14 protein-coding genes are annotated in these 13,065 nt (G+C 61.6%); 4 read left to right on the top strand and 10 right to left on the bottom strand.

Features of this window, described 5'->3' with window-relative positions:
• The first annotated feature begins 19 nt into the window (after positions 1-19).
• The 4 genes from upp (at position 20) to DWW03_RS03870 (ending at position 4,696) form a co-directional block, all read left to right on the top strand.
• Entirely contained in the window at positions 20-676 is a 657-nt protein-coding gene (gene upp / locus DWW03_RS03885; RefSeq protein WP_015546822.1) for a uracil phosphoribosyltransferase, read from the top strand.
• Between the two features lie 136 nt (positions 677-812).
• Complete coding sequence (locus DWW03_RS03880) at positions 813-2,648, top strand: LTA synthase family protein (protein WP_022061438.1); 1,836 nt, start codon at positions 813-815, stop codon at positions 2,646-2,648.
• Positions 2,649-2,873: 225 nt separating this feature from the next.
• The gene (locus DWW03_RS03875) at positions 2,874-3,806 is read left to right on the top strand and encodes a helix-turn-helix transcriptional regulator (protein WP_022061437.1); all 933 of its coding nucleotides are present in this window, start codon (positions 2,874-2,876) and stop codon (positions 3,804-3,806) included.
• Positions 3,803-4,696 carry a cation diffusion facilitator family transporter gene (locus DWW03_RS03870; RefSeq protein ID WP_118406349.1) on the top strand — a complete coding sequence of 298 codons (894 nt, stop codon included), beginning with the start codon at positions 3,803-3,805 and terminating at the stop codon, positions 4,694-4,696. Before DWW03_RS03875 ends, DWW03_RS03870 begins: the two co-directional genes overlap by 4 nt.
• Before the next feature lie 181 nt (positions 4,697-4,877).
• On the opposite strand, the gene yidD is transcribed toward DWW03_RS03870, so the two are convergent.
• The 10 genes from yidD to DWW03_RS03820 all read right to left on the bottom strand — a co-directional run bounded on the left by yidD (position 4,878) and on the right by DWW03_RS03820 (position 13,031).
• The gene (gene yidD / locus DWW03_RS03865; protein WP_022061435.1) at positions 4,878-5,138 is read right to left on the bottom strand and encodes a membrane protein insertion efficiency factor YidD; all 261 of its coding nucleotides are present in this window, start codon (positions 5,136-5,138) and stop codon (positions 4,878-4,880) included.
• Complete coding sequence (locus DWW03_RS03860; RefSeq protein ID WP_015546818.1) at positions 5,095-5,463, bottom strand: ribonuclease P protein component; 369 nt, start codon at positions 5,461-5,463, stop codon at positions 5,095-5,097. The genes yidD and DWW03_RS03860 overlap by 44 nt, the downstream gene beginning before the upstream one ends.
• Before the next feature lie 22 nt (positions 5,464-5,485).
• Positions 5,486-6,280 (bottom strand): uroporphyrinogen-III synthase, encoded by a 795-nt coding sequence (locus DWW03_RS03855; RefSeq protein WP_083810199.1) that lies wholly within the window; start codon positions 6,278-6,280, stop codon positions 5,486-5,488.
• A 103-nt stretch (positions 6,281-6,383) separates the two neighbouring features.
• Positions 6,384-7,364, bottom strand: a complete 981-nt coding sequence (locus DWW03_RS03850; RefSeq protein WP_022061433.1) for a DUF4271 domain-containing protein — start codon at positions 7,362-7,364, stop codon at positions 6,384-6,386.
• Entirely contained in the window at positions 7,364-8,539 is a 1,176-nt protein-coding gene (locus DWW03_RS03845) for a sensor histidine kinase (protein ID WP_015546816.1), read from the bottom strand. The genes DWW03_RS03850 and DWW03_RS03845 overlap by 1 nt, the downstream gene beginning before the upstream one ends.
• Positions 8,540-8,543: 4 nt before the next feature.
• Positions 8,544-10,205: a S41 family peptidase gene (locus DWW03_RS03840; RefSeq protein WP_118406348.1), complete on the bottom strand. Its 1,662-nt coding sequence runs from the start codon at positions 10,203-10,205 to the stop codon at positions 8,544-8,546.
• The gene (locus DWW03_RS03835) at positions 10,198-10,671 is read right to left on the bottom strand and encodes a hypothetical protein (protein ID WP_118406347.1); all 474 of its coding nucleotides are present in this window, start codon (positions 10,669-10,671) and stop codon (positions 10,198-10,200) included. Before DWW03_RS03835 ends, DWW03_RS03840 begins: the two co-directional genes overlap by 8 nt.
• Before the next feature lie 12 nt (positions 10,672-10,683).
• Entirely contained in the window at positions 10,684-11,568 is an 885-nt protein-coding gene (locus DWW03_RS03830; RefSeq protein ID WP_118406346.1) for a 4-hydroxy-3-methylbut-2-enyl diphosphate reductase, read from the bottom strand.
• A gap of 97 nt (positions 11,569-11,665) precedes the next feature.
• A complete protein-coding gene (gene cmk, locus DWW03_RS03825) occupies positions 11,666-12,367 on the bottom strand; it encodes a (d)CMP kinase (protein WP_015546812.1) in 702 nt (233 codons plus the stop codon).
• The gene (locus DWW03_RS03820) at positions 12,354-13,031 is read right to left on the bottom strand and encodes a LysE family translocator (protein ID WP_015546811.1); all 678 of its coding nucleotides are present in this window, start codon (positions 13,029-13,031) and stop codon (positions 12,354-12,356) included. The genes cmk and DWW03_RS03820 overlap by 14 nt, the downstream gene beginning before the upstream one ends.
• Between the last annotated feature and the right edge of the window lie 34 nt (positions 13,032-13,065).

The raw sequence follows: 13,065 nt of genomic DNA, 5'->3' as shown, positions 1-13,065 counted from the left end.
CAACCAAACCCACTCAACCATGACGTTGCATATCCTCTCCCAGCAGAACACCGTTCTCAACAAATTCATCGCAGAAATCCGCGACAAGCGGATTCAGCGGGATTCGATGCGTTTCCGCCGCAACATGGAGCGCATCGGCGAGATCACGGCCTACGAAATATCGAAAGCGTTCAGCTACAAACCGTGCGTTGTCGAGACGCCGCTGGGTGAAGCCACCGTCGAGATGATCGACGAGCAGATCGTGGTGGCGACGATTCTCCGTGCGGGACTTCCCTATCATCAGGGGTTTCTCAACTACTTCGACGACGCCCAGAACGCCTTCGTCTCGGCCTATCGCAAGAGCACCAAGGACGGCAAGTTCACCGTGAAGGTCGAGTACATCTCGTGCGGAAGCCTCGAAGGCAAGACATTGCTGCTGGTCGATCCGATGCTGGCCACCGGATCGTCGCTCGTGCTGACCTACAACGCCTTGTGCGAGAAGGGCGGTACGCCGGCCCATACCCATGTCGCCGCGGTCGTCGCCAGTGAGCAGGGGCTTGACTATGCCATGAAGAACATGCCGCGGCAGACCACCACGATCTGGACGGCCGTCGTCGACGAGGAGCTGACTTCGCGCTCCTACATCGTTCCCGGCATCGGAGATGCGGGAGATCTGGCCTACGGCGAAAAAATATAGTTTTTCGGTTTTATGCGGCTATTTCCGCACATCCCTTGCGCGTGACGATTGGGGCGTACTTCGGCACTGCCCATCCGTCCCGTGCGGCGCGATGCCCGAAACCACCCTGTCTGAAATCAAAAAATAGGAGTAAGTAATGCGCCGAAAACTCGCTTTCCTCGTTGCCGTGTTCTGTGCGACCGTCCTCGCGATGGCCGTGCAGAAACCCGTCTTTATGGCGTGGTATGCCGCAGAGGCGGCCGGGGCGGGTTTCGGGGGCTGGATGGAGGTGCTGTGGCACGGGCTGACGCTCGACATGACCGTCGCGGGTTATGTCACCGCGCTGCCTCTCCTGGCCGTGCTTCTCTCGCTGTGGGTGCGTATCCCGGAACGGGTGTGGCGGGGCGTGCTGACAGCCTATTTTGCGCTGATCGCCGTGGTGACGGCCGTGATCTTCGCCGTCGACGTCGCGCTGTACGAGCATTGGGGGTTCCGCATTGATGCGACGGTGCTGATCTACCTCTCCGATCCCGAGGAGGCGATGGCGAGCGTCGATTTCTGGCTCGGCGTGCGGCAGACGCTGCTGGCCGCCGCGTATGCCGCGCCGATGCTCTGGGCCTACTGTCGCATCCTGCGCATTTTCGACGGACGTCCCGTCGGCTGGCGGCTGGCCCTGCCCGGAAGTCTCGTCGTCGTCGTGCTCGCAGGATTCGACTTCCTGGCGATCCGCGGCGGGCTGGGGGCCTCGGTGGCCAATGTTTCGAAGGTCTATTTCAGCCCCGTGCCGTTTCTGAACCATGCGGCCACGAACCCCGTTTTCTCGTTCCTGTCCAGTCTCGGCGACCGTGCCGACTATGCCGGCGAATACCCCTTCTTCGACGAAGAGACGCGGGCCGCGAAGTTCGACGCCCTGCGGGGCAACGGTCCGGCTGCGGGACCCACGGAGCGGGTGCTCGACACGCTGCGGCCCAATGTGGTGATCGTCATTCTGGAGAGCTTCGCCCGGACGGTGATGGACGCCGAGGTCGACGGAGAACCCGTCATGCCCAACATGCAACGGCTGAAACGCGAGGGCGTCTGGTTCGAGAATTTCTTCGCCAATTCGTTCCGCACCGACCGCGGCGAGGTGGCGATTTTGAGCGGATTCCCGGCGCAGACGCGCATGTCGATTATGAAACTCCCGGCCAAGAGCCGCAACCTGCCCTCGGTGGCGCGTTCGCTCGCGGGAGAGGGGTATAAGACGAGTTTCGCCTACGGCGGCGACCTCAATTTCACCAACCAGGCCTCCTACATGTACGCCACGGGATGGCAGGAGCTGATCTGGCAGAAGGACCTGCGCTTCGACGCCCCGGCTTCGGACTGGGGCTACGACGATCGGCTGATGTGCGACTGGTTCGCCGACCGCGTGATCGCGTTGAGCGAATCCCGCGAGCCGTTTCTCGCGGGACTGCTGACGTTGAGCAGCCATACGCCCTTCGACGTCCCCTATGCGAAGTTCGATGACCGGGTGCTGAACGCAATGGCCTTTTCGGACGACTGCGTGGGGAAGATGATCGACCGTCTGAAGGCTTCGCCCGCGTGGGAAAACCTGCTCGTCGTGCTGGTCGCCGACCACGGCTATCCCTACCCGCGGACGCTGGCCTACAACGAACCGCTGCGCCACCGCATTCCGATGATCTGGACGGGCGGGGCCGTCGCCCGGCCGCGTGTGGTGGAGGACTACGCCTCGCAGATCGACATTGCCGCGACGCTGCTCGCCCAACTGGGCGTTCCGCACGACGATTTCGATTACAGCAAGGACATTTTCGCACCGACCCCCCCCCGTAAGTTCGCCTACTACGCCTTCAACGACGGTTTCGGCGTGGTCGACGCCTCGGGCGAGGCGGTGTGGGACGCGACGGGCGGCCGTGCCGTGACGGAGACGAATCCCGAACTGCTCGACGTGGGGCGCACGATGTTGCAGACGACCTACGTGGATATCGGACGCCGCTGAAAATACCCTTTTTTAGGTATTGCGGCACGGCGCTTGTCCGCATATCTTTGTGGCGTCGAAATGAATACCTGATGGCAGGTATAAGTCCCCCTTGGCAAAGGGGGATTGGGGAGGATTGTCAATATGGAACCGGCGCGGTAGGCGCTGTAACGGGAATCCGGTGCATTCCATGTTTGAAATCCGGGCGAAAAAAATTCAATCCGATGCACCGGATTCACGTTGTCTATGTATAAAAATGGTGGATATGCGGGTGACGACCGGATGTGCGATCTGGTCTGCGACCGCTATGCCGTGTTGCAGGTGATGAGCCGTTTCGGCATTGCGCTGGGATTCGGCGACAAGACCATCGCCGAGGTGTGCGCCGAGAGCAGGGTGGACGCCGCGACGTTCCTCGCCGTGGTGAACATGCTGATGAACTTCGGCAACGGCGCGGAGCTGGCCGGCGAGGTCTCGGTCCGTTCGCTGACCGACTATCTGCACAACTCCCACGGCTATTTCCTGGACTTCCGGCTTCCGGCCATCCGGCGGAAACTGATCGAGGCGGTCGACTGCGCCCTAAGCGACGTTTCGTTCGCCATCATGCGCTTTTTCGACGAGTATGCCGCCGAAGTGCAGCGCCACATGTCCTACGAGGAGCAGACCGTTTTTCCGTATGTCGAGTCGCTGCTCTCGGGCGAGAAGAACACGGCCTATTCGATCGACATCTTCCGCCGCCAGCACGACCAGATTGATATCAAGCTGCGCGAGCTGAAGAATATCATCATCAAATACTACCCTTCGGGCAGCTCGAACGAACTCAACGGCGTGCTGTTCGACATCTTCAACTGCGAGCACGAACTCGCCTCGCACAACGCCGTGGAGGACGAACTCTTCATCCCGGCCGTCGAGCGGCTGGCGGCGGCGGGCCCCCGCACGGTGAAACCCGAGCCGTTGAGCGCCCGTGAAAAGGAGATCATCGTCTGCGTGGTGAAGGGCATGACCAACAAACAGATCGCCGATGCGCTCTGCATCTCGGCCCATACCGTGATCACCCACCGCCGCAACATTGCCGCGAAACTGCAAATTCACTCCGCGGCGGGACTTACGATCTACGCCATCGTCAACAAACTGGTCGAACTCTCCGAAATCAAGGACACCATAACCGATCCGCAGCCATGACACACGAACACCATCACCACGAGCGCACGGTTACGTCGCTCAACAAGGCCTTCATTCTGGGCATTGCGCTCAACGTGGCTTTCGTCGTCGTCGAATTCGCCGTCGGCCTCTCCTACGGCTCGATGGGCCTGCTGTCCGATGCCGGGCACAACCTTTCCGACGTCGCCAGCCTGCTGCTGGCCATGCTGGCCTTCCGGCTGGCGCAGGCGCAGGCTACGCCCCGCTACACCTACGGCTACAAGAAAAGCACGGTGCTGATCTCACTGTTGAACTCGGTGATCCTGCTGATCGCCGTGGGGGTTATCGTCGCCGAGAGCATCGGCCGCATGCTGCATCCCGCGCCGGTCGAAGGCGGCGCCATCGCCTGGACGGCGGGCGTCGGGGTGGCGATCAACGGCTTCACGGCGTGGCTGTTTCTGAAGGACAAGGACCGTGATCTGAATGTCAAGGGTGCATATCTGCACATGGCCGCCGATGCGCTGGTGTCGGTCGGGGTGCTCGTTTCGGGACTCGTGATCTCGTGGACGGGCTGGACGATCGTCGACCCTGTCGTGGGAATGGTCGTCGCCGCGGTGATCGTGGCGTCGGTCTGGTCGCTGACGCGCGACAGCCTGCGTCTGTCGCTCGACGGCGTTCCCGGGGAGATCGACGTGGCCGCGATCGGGCGGAAGATGACGGACGTTCCGGGCGTGAAGGCCGTCCACCACATCCATGTCTGGGCTATCAGTACGACGGAAAACGCCCTGACGGCCCATGTCGTGCTCGAAAGCCTGTCCCGTATGGAGGAGGTGAAACACGATCTGAAAGACCTCCTGAACCATGCCGGAATCTCCCATGCGACGCTCGAATTCGAGTCCGCGGCCGAGCGGTGCGACGACCTGCACGATTGATCTGTCCGTCCGGGCCGAATCGTTCTGTTTAAAGGCGGAATCCCGACCCTGATCGTCAGGGTCGGGATTGTTTTTCTCCGAAAAGGATATGATCTTTATTGCCGGAAGGAAAATGGGTTCAAAAGCAAATGGTGACGCGACTCTTCGGAAGGAGGGGGCCGGTCGGCCGGCCGTTTTTGCGCTACGGCACGGGGTCGTAGCCGCTGCCGCCCCACGGATGGCACTTCGACAGCCGCCGCAGGGCGAGCCACAGTCCTTTCAGGGGGCCGTATTTGCGCAACGCCTCGAGCGCATACTGCGAGCAGGTGGGGGTGAACCGGCACGACGGGGGCGTGAAGGGCGAGATGCAGAGCTGGTAGAACTTCACCAGTCCGATCAGCGGCAGGGCGCAGGCCTGTTTAAAGATGCTCCACGACCGATTCCAGAATCCTGCGGACTGCATTTGCGACGGTTTTATAAGGCAGCGTCTCCTTCGACGAGTAGATCAGCGCCAGGTCCAGGTTGACCGGCCGGCCGTCGTGCAGAATCTGCTTTTGCAGGCGGTAGGCCTCCTTCGTGCGGCGGCGCACGAGGTTGCGTTTGTTGGCCCGTTTGTGGAACTTTTTGGGGACGGAAAAGAGCACCTCGACCGATTGCTCGGTGTCGGGCTCCGCGAACCACACGTAGCGGAACGGGAAGATGAAGCCGCTTTCGCCGCTCTCGAACAGACGGCGCACGGCCCCGAGCGAACGGAGCCTTTCGGTGCGGGGTAGCGAGTGTGCGGACATGGCGGCAGGGGGCTTGCGGCCCTTATTTACGGGATTCCGTGGTCGGACGGCGCGTGCGGCCCTTCTTGGCCAGCTTGTGCTGCTGGCTGCGGATGAACTCTTCCTTGCGGGCGTCGGTCACCAGTTCCACCGGCTCGATCTCCTCGCCTTTCTGCACCTTTTGCAGGTAGATGTCGATGGCCTTGACCATCGAGGGGGCTTCGGGCGTCGGGGCGTTGGCCAGCACGGTGATTCCGGCCCCGAGGGCGGCGCGCAGCGTGCCTTCGCCGAATACCGCCACGGCGGGCAGGCCGTCGGTTCCGAACTTCTCGATGAGGGTTTTCACGTCCGAGGGCGAATAGAGCGCCAGCAGGTCGTAGTCGGCCATTTTAACGTCGTCCAGATCCCCGGCGACCGTGCGGGCCAGGATGACGGGATCGAACGAGAGTTTGAGCTTGGCGAGCGTTTCCGGCAGTTCGGGTTTGTGGGGTTCGCTCAACGCCAGCAGGAATTTCTCCTCCTTGTGTTTGATGATCAGTTCGATGAGCGACGTGAACGAGCCGTCGGCAAACGAGATCTTGCGTTTGCGGTAGACGATGTATTTCTGCAGGTAGAGCGCTACGGCCTCCGTCTGGCAGATGTATTTCATGGTTTCGGGCACGGTGATGCGCGCCTCTTCGCAGATATGGAAAAAACTGTCGACTGTCGTACGCGATGTGAATATGACGGCCGTGTGCGTGAGTATTTCGACCCTTTGGGCGCGGAACTCCTTCAGGGAGACGCCTTCTACGCGGATGAAGGGCCGGTAGGCGATTTCCACGTGGTGTTTCTGGGACAATTCGTAGAACGGGGACTTTTCGATGACAGCGGGCCTCGGCTGCGAAACTAATACACTCTTTACTTTCAATGTTGCGAATTGATTTAGGTTTGTCTTTGCCGTTTCATCTTACTGCAAGCAGCCATAATAGGCTGACAGGGAAGACTTCCACGGTGCAAAGGTACAAAAACCAATGCAAAATCGAAACTTTTTTGGAAAGAAACAGGTTTAATGTCTCCTTGAGGTATAAGGCGGCCGCTGCGGCCAATTCGACGGCGATGATGCAGAACCAGACGCCGCCCGTGCCCTGCGGGCAGAGTGCGAAGAGCAGCAGCGGGGGTGAAATGAGGATCATCCCGAGGGCGAAACAGGTGCGTTTGAGCAGCATGAGCTGTGCGATGAAGGGCTGCGAGAGGGTCAGCGCTCCGGCCAGCCGCACGGCGATTGTCTGATAGGCGGCTATGCCCAGCGAGGCGAGCGAAACCAGCAGGCTGAAAATCAAGGCTGCGCCCTGCGGAATGGACGCTGCCAGCCGGCCGGGCATCAGCGTGTCGCCGTATTTGACCGCCGCGACGCCCAGAAAGAGCAGGCCGATGGCGGTGGCGATGTTCAGGAAACGCGAGTAGCCGCTTCCGCCCGGGTCCTCGGAGAAGCGTTTGCCCGTGGCCGCGTCGCGCGAGATGCGGCCCAGCAGCGTGCGCACGTCGCCCAGGTTGCGGTAGAGCAGCATGGCGTAGGTGGCGGCGAGCAGCAGCACGAAACTCTGGAAAAGGGCGTTTTCCGCGAGCGGCGGAGGCGGTGCGAGCGGAATGCGCGCGGGTTCCGCGAGGGTCGACTGCGCTCCGAAAATTGCGGCGGAGGTCGTGTCGCGCCATTCGGAAGGGGCTGCACCGGTCGCTGCAACGGAGAACGGCGCGGAACCGCCGTCCGCAAAGGCCGTTTCCGCAAAGGCCGGGTTTGCAAAGTTCGTTCCCGCAAAGTCCGTTTCCGCCCGGAGCGTATCCGGCCCGGGGACATATCCCGTCCAGGCCGGTGCGTCCGGAGTCCCGGACACCGAATCCGCCGCAGGCACTGCGGGTTGCGTATGTGCCGGCGAGGAGTTCATCAGGCGAAGTGGCGTTTGAGTGTGATGCGAATGGTGGTTCCCTTGCCGATTTCGGAGTCGATGACGGCGATCTTACCCTGGTGGTACTCCTCGACGATGCGGCGCGAGAGCGACAGCCCGAGGCCCCAGCCGCGGGTCTTGGTCGTGAATCCCGGTTCGAAGATGCGTTTCCAGTTGCTCTTGGGAATGCCCTTGCCTGTGTCCTTCACGTCGATCATAACGCTCCTGTCGTCCGACGAAATCCGCACGTCGATGGCTCCGTGGCCTTGCAGGGCGTCGAGCGAGTTTTTCATCAGGTTCTCCACGACCCATTCGAACAGTGCGGCGTTGATGTTGGCCTGCACGGGGGCGATGGCCAGTCCGTTGTAGTCGAGCGTCACGTTGCGGGGAATGCGCTTGCGGAAATACATGACCGATTCGCCCACCACTTCGTTGATGTTCGCCGGGGTGAGGGGCGTCTCGGAGCCGATTTTCGAAAAACGGTCCACGATCTTCATCAGGTGCGTGAGGTCCTTGTTCATCTCCTCGACGGCCGTCTGGTCCACATCCTGCGAACGCAGGTATTCGATCCATCCCAGCAGCGACGAGGTCGGGGTTCCCAGCTGGTGGGCGGTCTCCTTGGCCAGTCCGATCCAGACGCGGTTCTGCTCGTCGTGCTTCGACGAGCGGAAGGCGATGAATCCCAGCGCGATAAAGGCCGTGATGACGAGGAGCTGCACGTAGGGGAAGTAGTAGAGCGACTTGAGCAGCGCCGACTTGCCGTAGAAGATGATGTGGTAATGCTGCGACGACCAGACGAACTTCACCGGGATCGGCGGGTTGTCGACCGAAAATTTGTCGATCTGTTTCCGGAGCCGTCCGGGATGGTTGATGATCTTCTCGGGGATGAGGTGCGAGTTGATGACTTCGAGGTTCTCGTTGGTGATGATGAACGGGATGTTGTTGCCGTTGGACATGATGTCGGCCACGAACGGGTCCTGGATCGAGCCGCCCAGCACGTCGCGCGTCACGCGCTCCATGGCGTGGGCCCACAGCGCCACGTCGTGCTGCTCCTTCTCCTTGAGCCGCCGGGCCATGTCGTTGGTGTAGAGCAGCGACAGGGCGCCGAGCGTCACCCCGACGACGATCACCACCACCCGGTTGCGGAACGAGAAGAATTCAGTCCTGATTTTCATGTCTTTACTTGCGCTTGGTGTCCTGCTCGCGGGTGATTCGGGCGTACTCTGCGGGATCGCCGAGCACCTCGACGGCCTTTTTCACCTCCTTGTCGCCCGACAGCGAGTGCTCGATCACGCCGGCCTGGTAGCCGTGGCGCATGACGATGTCGTTGTTGATCGTCTCGACGACCTGCGTGCGGTAGGTTTCGAGGTTGGTCTGCGTGTCGTCCTTCAACTCGGCCTCCACCTGCTCGAACTTGTTCTTCAAGTCGGCGAAACGGTCGTCCTCGGCGGCTTTTTTCAGCGCCTTGAGCGCCCGGCGGGTGTCCGATTCGTAGGGGACCTTCTTGTCTTGCATGAACTCCGCGAAGTCGGCGTAGTCCTTGTCCGTGATCGAGAAGGTGCGGATGTCGATCTGCCGGCCGGGGTTGCGGCGCGTGTATTCGTCGCCGAAATCCTCGATGAATCCCAGCGCGTAGAGCGTCAGGGCGAAGCGTGAAATGTACTCCGGGTCGGTCGCGATGTCGGGCATCACGCCGCCGCCGTCGTAGACCTTGCGGCCCGCGCGGGTCGTGAACTCCGAGATCAGCGAGTCGGGCACCGCGCGCACCGAACCTTCCTGCGAATGGGAATAGTCGATGGCCTGGATGCAGCGGCCCGAGGGGATGTAGTATTTGGCCGTGGTGAGTTTGAGCATGGCATTGTAGCCCAGCGGTCGGGGCGACTGCACGAGTCCCTTGCCGAAACTGCGCTGGCCGATCAGCACCGCGCGGTCGAGGTCCTGCAACGCCCCGGCGACGATCTCCGCCGCCGATGCCGAACTGCCGTTGATCAGCACCGTCAGCGGCAGGTCTGCAAGGATCGGCTCCGTGTCGGTGCGGAACACCTGCTTCGAATCTTCCGAACGCCCCTTGGTGCTGACCACCTCGGTCCCTTTGGGGACGAACATTCCCAGGATTTTGACCGCCTCCTGCATGATGCCGCCGCCGTTGGAGCGGTAGTCGAGCACAAGCCCTTTCAGCGGCTTTTCGGTGCGCAGCCGTTCGATGGCCGCGCGCATCTCCTCGTAGCATCCTTCGGTGAAGTCGCTGTGGCGGATGTAGCCGATGCCGTCGGCGACCCATCCGGCGTAGGGCACGCCCGGAATCGCGATCCGTTCGCGGCGGATCGCCGCCGTCTGCTGCGTGCCGTCGAGGTGCTCGACGGTCACTTTGACCTTGCTGCCCGGCTCGCCCTTGAGACGCGAGGAGACCAGCTCGGTCGTGAAGCCTTTGGCGTCCTTGCCGTCGATCGAGAGGATTTTGTCGCCGATCTTCAGCCCGGCCTTGTCGGCGGGCGATCCCTGGTAGGGCTGCGCGATGCGAACGTAGTCGTCCTTCTGGCGGATGAGCGCCCCGATGCCGTCGTACTTGCCCGTGGTGAGCAGTTCGAAATCCTGCATCCCCGAGGAGGGGATATACTCCGTGTAGGGGTCCAGGTCGCTGACCATGCCGGCGGCGGCCCCCTCCATCAGGCGGTCGGGGTCCACGGGGTCGACGTAGTTGAGCGACAGTTCGCGCATCATGTTGACGGCGATCTCCATGTTGCGGCCCAGCCCGAAGTCGTTGCGGGCGGCGAATGTCAGAAGTCCCGCGGCGCCGACAGCGGCCGCCGCAGTGAGCAGGTAACGGTATTTTCTAATCATTGCGTGTCATGTGTATATACGAATCGAGCCGGTACTGCACCCGGGCGACGCCGCGGCGGATGCCGTCGAGCACGATCCATTGTCCGTACTGTGAAACCTTTATCTCGTCTTCGCCCAGCAGCATCAGCTTCTGGCCGAAATTGTCGGCGCGGAAGGTCATCACCCCGTCTTCGTCCGAACGCAGCGAAAAGCCTGCCGAACGGAACGCGTTCAGGATCTGTTCCCGGTTCTCCTCGATGTCGCCCTCCACCCGGCGCACCACGAACCCGAATCTGGGGTAGACTGCCGCCAGCGCCACGATCGCCGCAAAGAGCATCAGGTAGCGGTCGGTGTGCAGCATGACGTAGAGCGTGTCGTCGAGCGACAGCGCCGAGGTCCCGGTCATCAGCATCAGCCCCATCAGGGCTATACAGAGAACGCACAGGGCGAAGAAATATTTTAACGAGCGGACGATATACTTTTTCATGGCGGGCGATAATTATGAATTTTGGATTCTGAATTCTGAATTGAGGTTGCCGATTGCGTCGGCAACATCCTGCATCAGCCATTTGGGCGTCGACGTGGCGCCGCAGATGCCCACCGTCGCGGCCCCTTCGAACCATGCGGGGTCGATTTCCGAAGCCTCCTCGACGACGTGCGTGCGCGGGTTGGCCCGGCGGCACACCTCGGAGAGGACGTTGCCGTTCGACGACTTGCGCCCGCAGACGAACACCACGGCGTCGAACCGTCCGGAAAAATCCGTGAGGTGCTGTTCGCGGTTCGATACCTGCCGGCAGATCGTGTCGTCGATGTACACCTGCCCCGCATCGGCGGCCCGGCGGCGCATTTCGGCGCCCAGCCGTTCGAACAGCCCGATGCTCTGCGTGGTCTGCGAAAGGAAATAGACCGGACGCGAGAAGTCGATCAGCTCCAGGTCCTCCTCCCGTTCGATCACGATCGTCGGGTCCGCGACCTGCCCCGTGAGGCCCACCACTTCGGCGTGGCCCCGTTTGCCGAGGATCACCACCTGCCCGCCTGTGGGGCGCATCCGTTCGTGGGCCTCCTTCACGCGGCGTTGCAGCCGTGCGACCACCGGGCAGGTGGCGTCGATGATCCCGATGTTCATTTCCCGGGCGGCGGCGTAGGTCGTAGGAGGTTCTCCGTGGGCGCGGATGAAGAGGCGGCAGCCCGCCAGGTGCGGCATGTCGGCGTGGGTCACGGTCCGCAGCCCCAGCTGTTCGAGGCGCTGGACCTCGATGCGGTTGTGGACGATGTCGCCCAGCGAGTAGACCGTGCCGCCCTCCCCGAGGGCGCGTTCGGCCTCCGTGATTGCGCGGACAACGCCGAAGCAGAAGCCCGATTTATCGTCGATCTCAACACGCATAACTGCGTAGTTAAAAATTGAGAATGAAAAATTAAAAATTGGTTGTGAACCGATTCCGGCTTGCAGGCCGAGACCTGTGCCGTCGGATTTTTAATTCTTAATTTTTCATTTTTAATTGGAACTCGTTCATAAACCACGCCATCTGTTCGTCGACACTCATGTGGCTGTTGTCGAGCACGATGGCGTCGTCGGCCTGGCGCAGCGGCGATACGGCGCGGCTCATGTCGGCCTTGTCGCGCTCGCGGATATTGCGTTCGACCTCCTCCATCGTCACCGACATGCCCTTGCCCGTCAGCTCCTTGTAGCGGCGGCAGGCGCGCACGGCGGTGTCGGCCGTCATAAACAGTTTCAGCTCGGCGTCGGGGAACACCACCGTGCCGATGTCCCGGCCGTCCATCACCACGCCCCGGCGGCGGCCCATCTCCTGCTGCATGGCCACCAGTTTGCGGCGCACCTCGGGGATGGCGCTCACGCGGCTCACGCAGTTCGAGACCTCGATGGTGCGGATCTTGCCCTCGACCAGATCGCCGTTGACGTAGATGTCGCTGGCCCCGCGCTCGGGGTTGAAGCGGAAGGTGATCGAAATGCGGTCCAGCAGCTTCACGACGGCCTCTTCGTCGACGATGCCCGAACGGATGGCCCCGTGCTCGAGGGCGTAGAGCGTCACGGCGCGGTACATGGCGCCCGTGTCGATGAAGATATAGCCCAGGCGGGCCGCGATGGCTTTGGCGAAGGTGCTTTTTCCGCACGACGAAAAGCCGTCGACGGCAATGATGATCCTGTGTTTAGTGTCCGACATTGGGGAATATATCAAAGAAGGTCGATAATATGGTGTAAATGCCTAATATGCCGATGATGAGTCCCGCGACGTGGTTGATCGTGAGCATGTGCCGCGGACGGAAGCGGCGGCGGAAGAGGTTGATGACGAAGGCCAGCAGGGTCCACCACGCCACCGCGCCGCCGAAGAACCCGGCGATGACGAACAGCGAGCGCATGAAGCCCCCGAAGGTGTGGTCGGCCATGTCGCCGCCCGAAATCTTGAACACCGCGAAGAAGGCCAGGATGTAGGGGATGACCATGATGAAATTGGCGATCGTAAGCCCGAAGATCGAGGCGAAATCCTGCCACAGCGAGGTTTTGCCCGCGCGGTTGCGGCGGATTTGCGGCACGGGATTCTGTGCGAAGATGAAAACGCCGACGATCACCACGAAGATGCCGCCGATCACCCGCAGCAGCGTGTTGTACTGTTCGATCTGGGTCTGGAGCATCGAGTAGAAGAACAGTGCGGCCATGGCCATGAACGTATCGGCGCAGGCGACGCCGATGCCTGAAACGATGCCCGAGCGGCGGCTTTTCGACAGCGTGCGCTGGATGCAGAGCACTGCCACGGGACCTACCGTGATCGAAGCGGCGACGCCTACGCAGATGCCGCGGAACAGGGTTTCGACGATTTCAAATGCCATTTTTTCGGTTTGCTGCGCGTCAGCGACGCACCTG

It is taken from the genome of Alistipes sp. AF14-19 (assembly GCF_003461645.1).
GTDB lineage: Bacteria > Bacteroidota > Bacteroidia > Bacteroidales > Rikenellaceae > Alistipes > Alistipes shahii.
This window is presented reverse-complemented; position numbering and strand designations above follow the sequence as displayed.

What these genes read in the sequence shown, in the direction of transcription:
- upp (WP_015546822.1), top strand. Translation starts at nt 20, where the DNA reads ATGACGTTGCATATCCTCTCCCAGCAGAACACCGTTCTCAACAAATTC.
- DWW03_RS03870 (WP_118406349.1), top strand. Translation starts at nt 3,803, where the DNA reads ATGACACACGAACACCATCACCACGAGCGCACGGTTACGTCGCTCAAC.
- DWW03_RS03835 (WP_118406347.1), bottom strand. Translation starts at nt 10,671, where the DNA reads ATGAAAAAGTATATCGTCCGCTCGTTAAAATATTTCTTCGCCCTGTGC.
- cmk (WP_015546812.1), bottom strand. Translation starts at nt 12,367, where the DNA reads ATGTCGGACACTAAACACAGGATCATCATTGCCGTCGACGGCTTTTCG.
- yidD (WP_022061435.1), bottom strand. Translation starts at nt 5,138, where the DNA reads ATGCAGTCCGCAGGATTCTGGAATCGGTCGTGGAGCATCTTTAAACAG.
- DWW03_RS03860 (WP_015546818.1), bottom strand. Translation starts at nt 5,463, where the DNA reads ATGTCCGCACACTCGCTACCCCGCACCGAAAGGCTCCGTTCGCTCGGG.
- DWW03_RS03830 (WP_118406346.1), bottom strand. Translation starts at nt 11,568, where the DNA reads ATGCGTGTTGAGATCGACGATAAATCGGGCTTCTGCTTCGGCGTTGTC.
- DWW03_RS03875 (WP_022061437.1), top strand. Translation starts at nt 2,874, where the DNA reads ATGTATAAAAATGGTGGATATGCGGGTGACGACCGGATGTGCGATCTG.
- DWW03_RS03845 (WP_015546816.1), bottom strand. Translation starts at nt 8,539, where the DNA reads ATGAAAATCAGGACTGAATTCTTCTCGTTCCGCAACCGGGTGGTGGTG.
- DWW03_RS03820 (WP_015546811.1), bottom strand. Translation starts at nt 13,031, where the DNA reads ATGGCATTTGAAATCGTCGAAACCCTGTTCCGCGGCATCTGCGTAGGC.
- DWW03_RS03840 (WP_118406348.1), bottom strand. Translation starts at nt 10,205, where the DNA reads ATGATTAGAAAATACCGTTACCTGCTCACTGCGGCGGCCGCTGTCGGC.
- DWW03_RS03880 (WP_022061438.1), top strand. Translation starts at nt 813, where the DNA reads ATGCGCCGAAAACTCGCTTTCCTCGTTGCCGTGTTCTGTGCGACCGTC.
- DWW03_RS03850 (WP_022061433.1), bottom strand. Translation starts at nt 7,364, where the DNA reads ATGAACTCCTCGCCGGCACATACGCAACCCGCAGTGCCTGCGGCGGAT.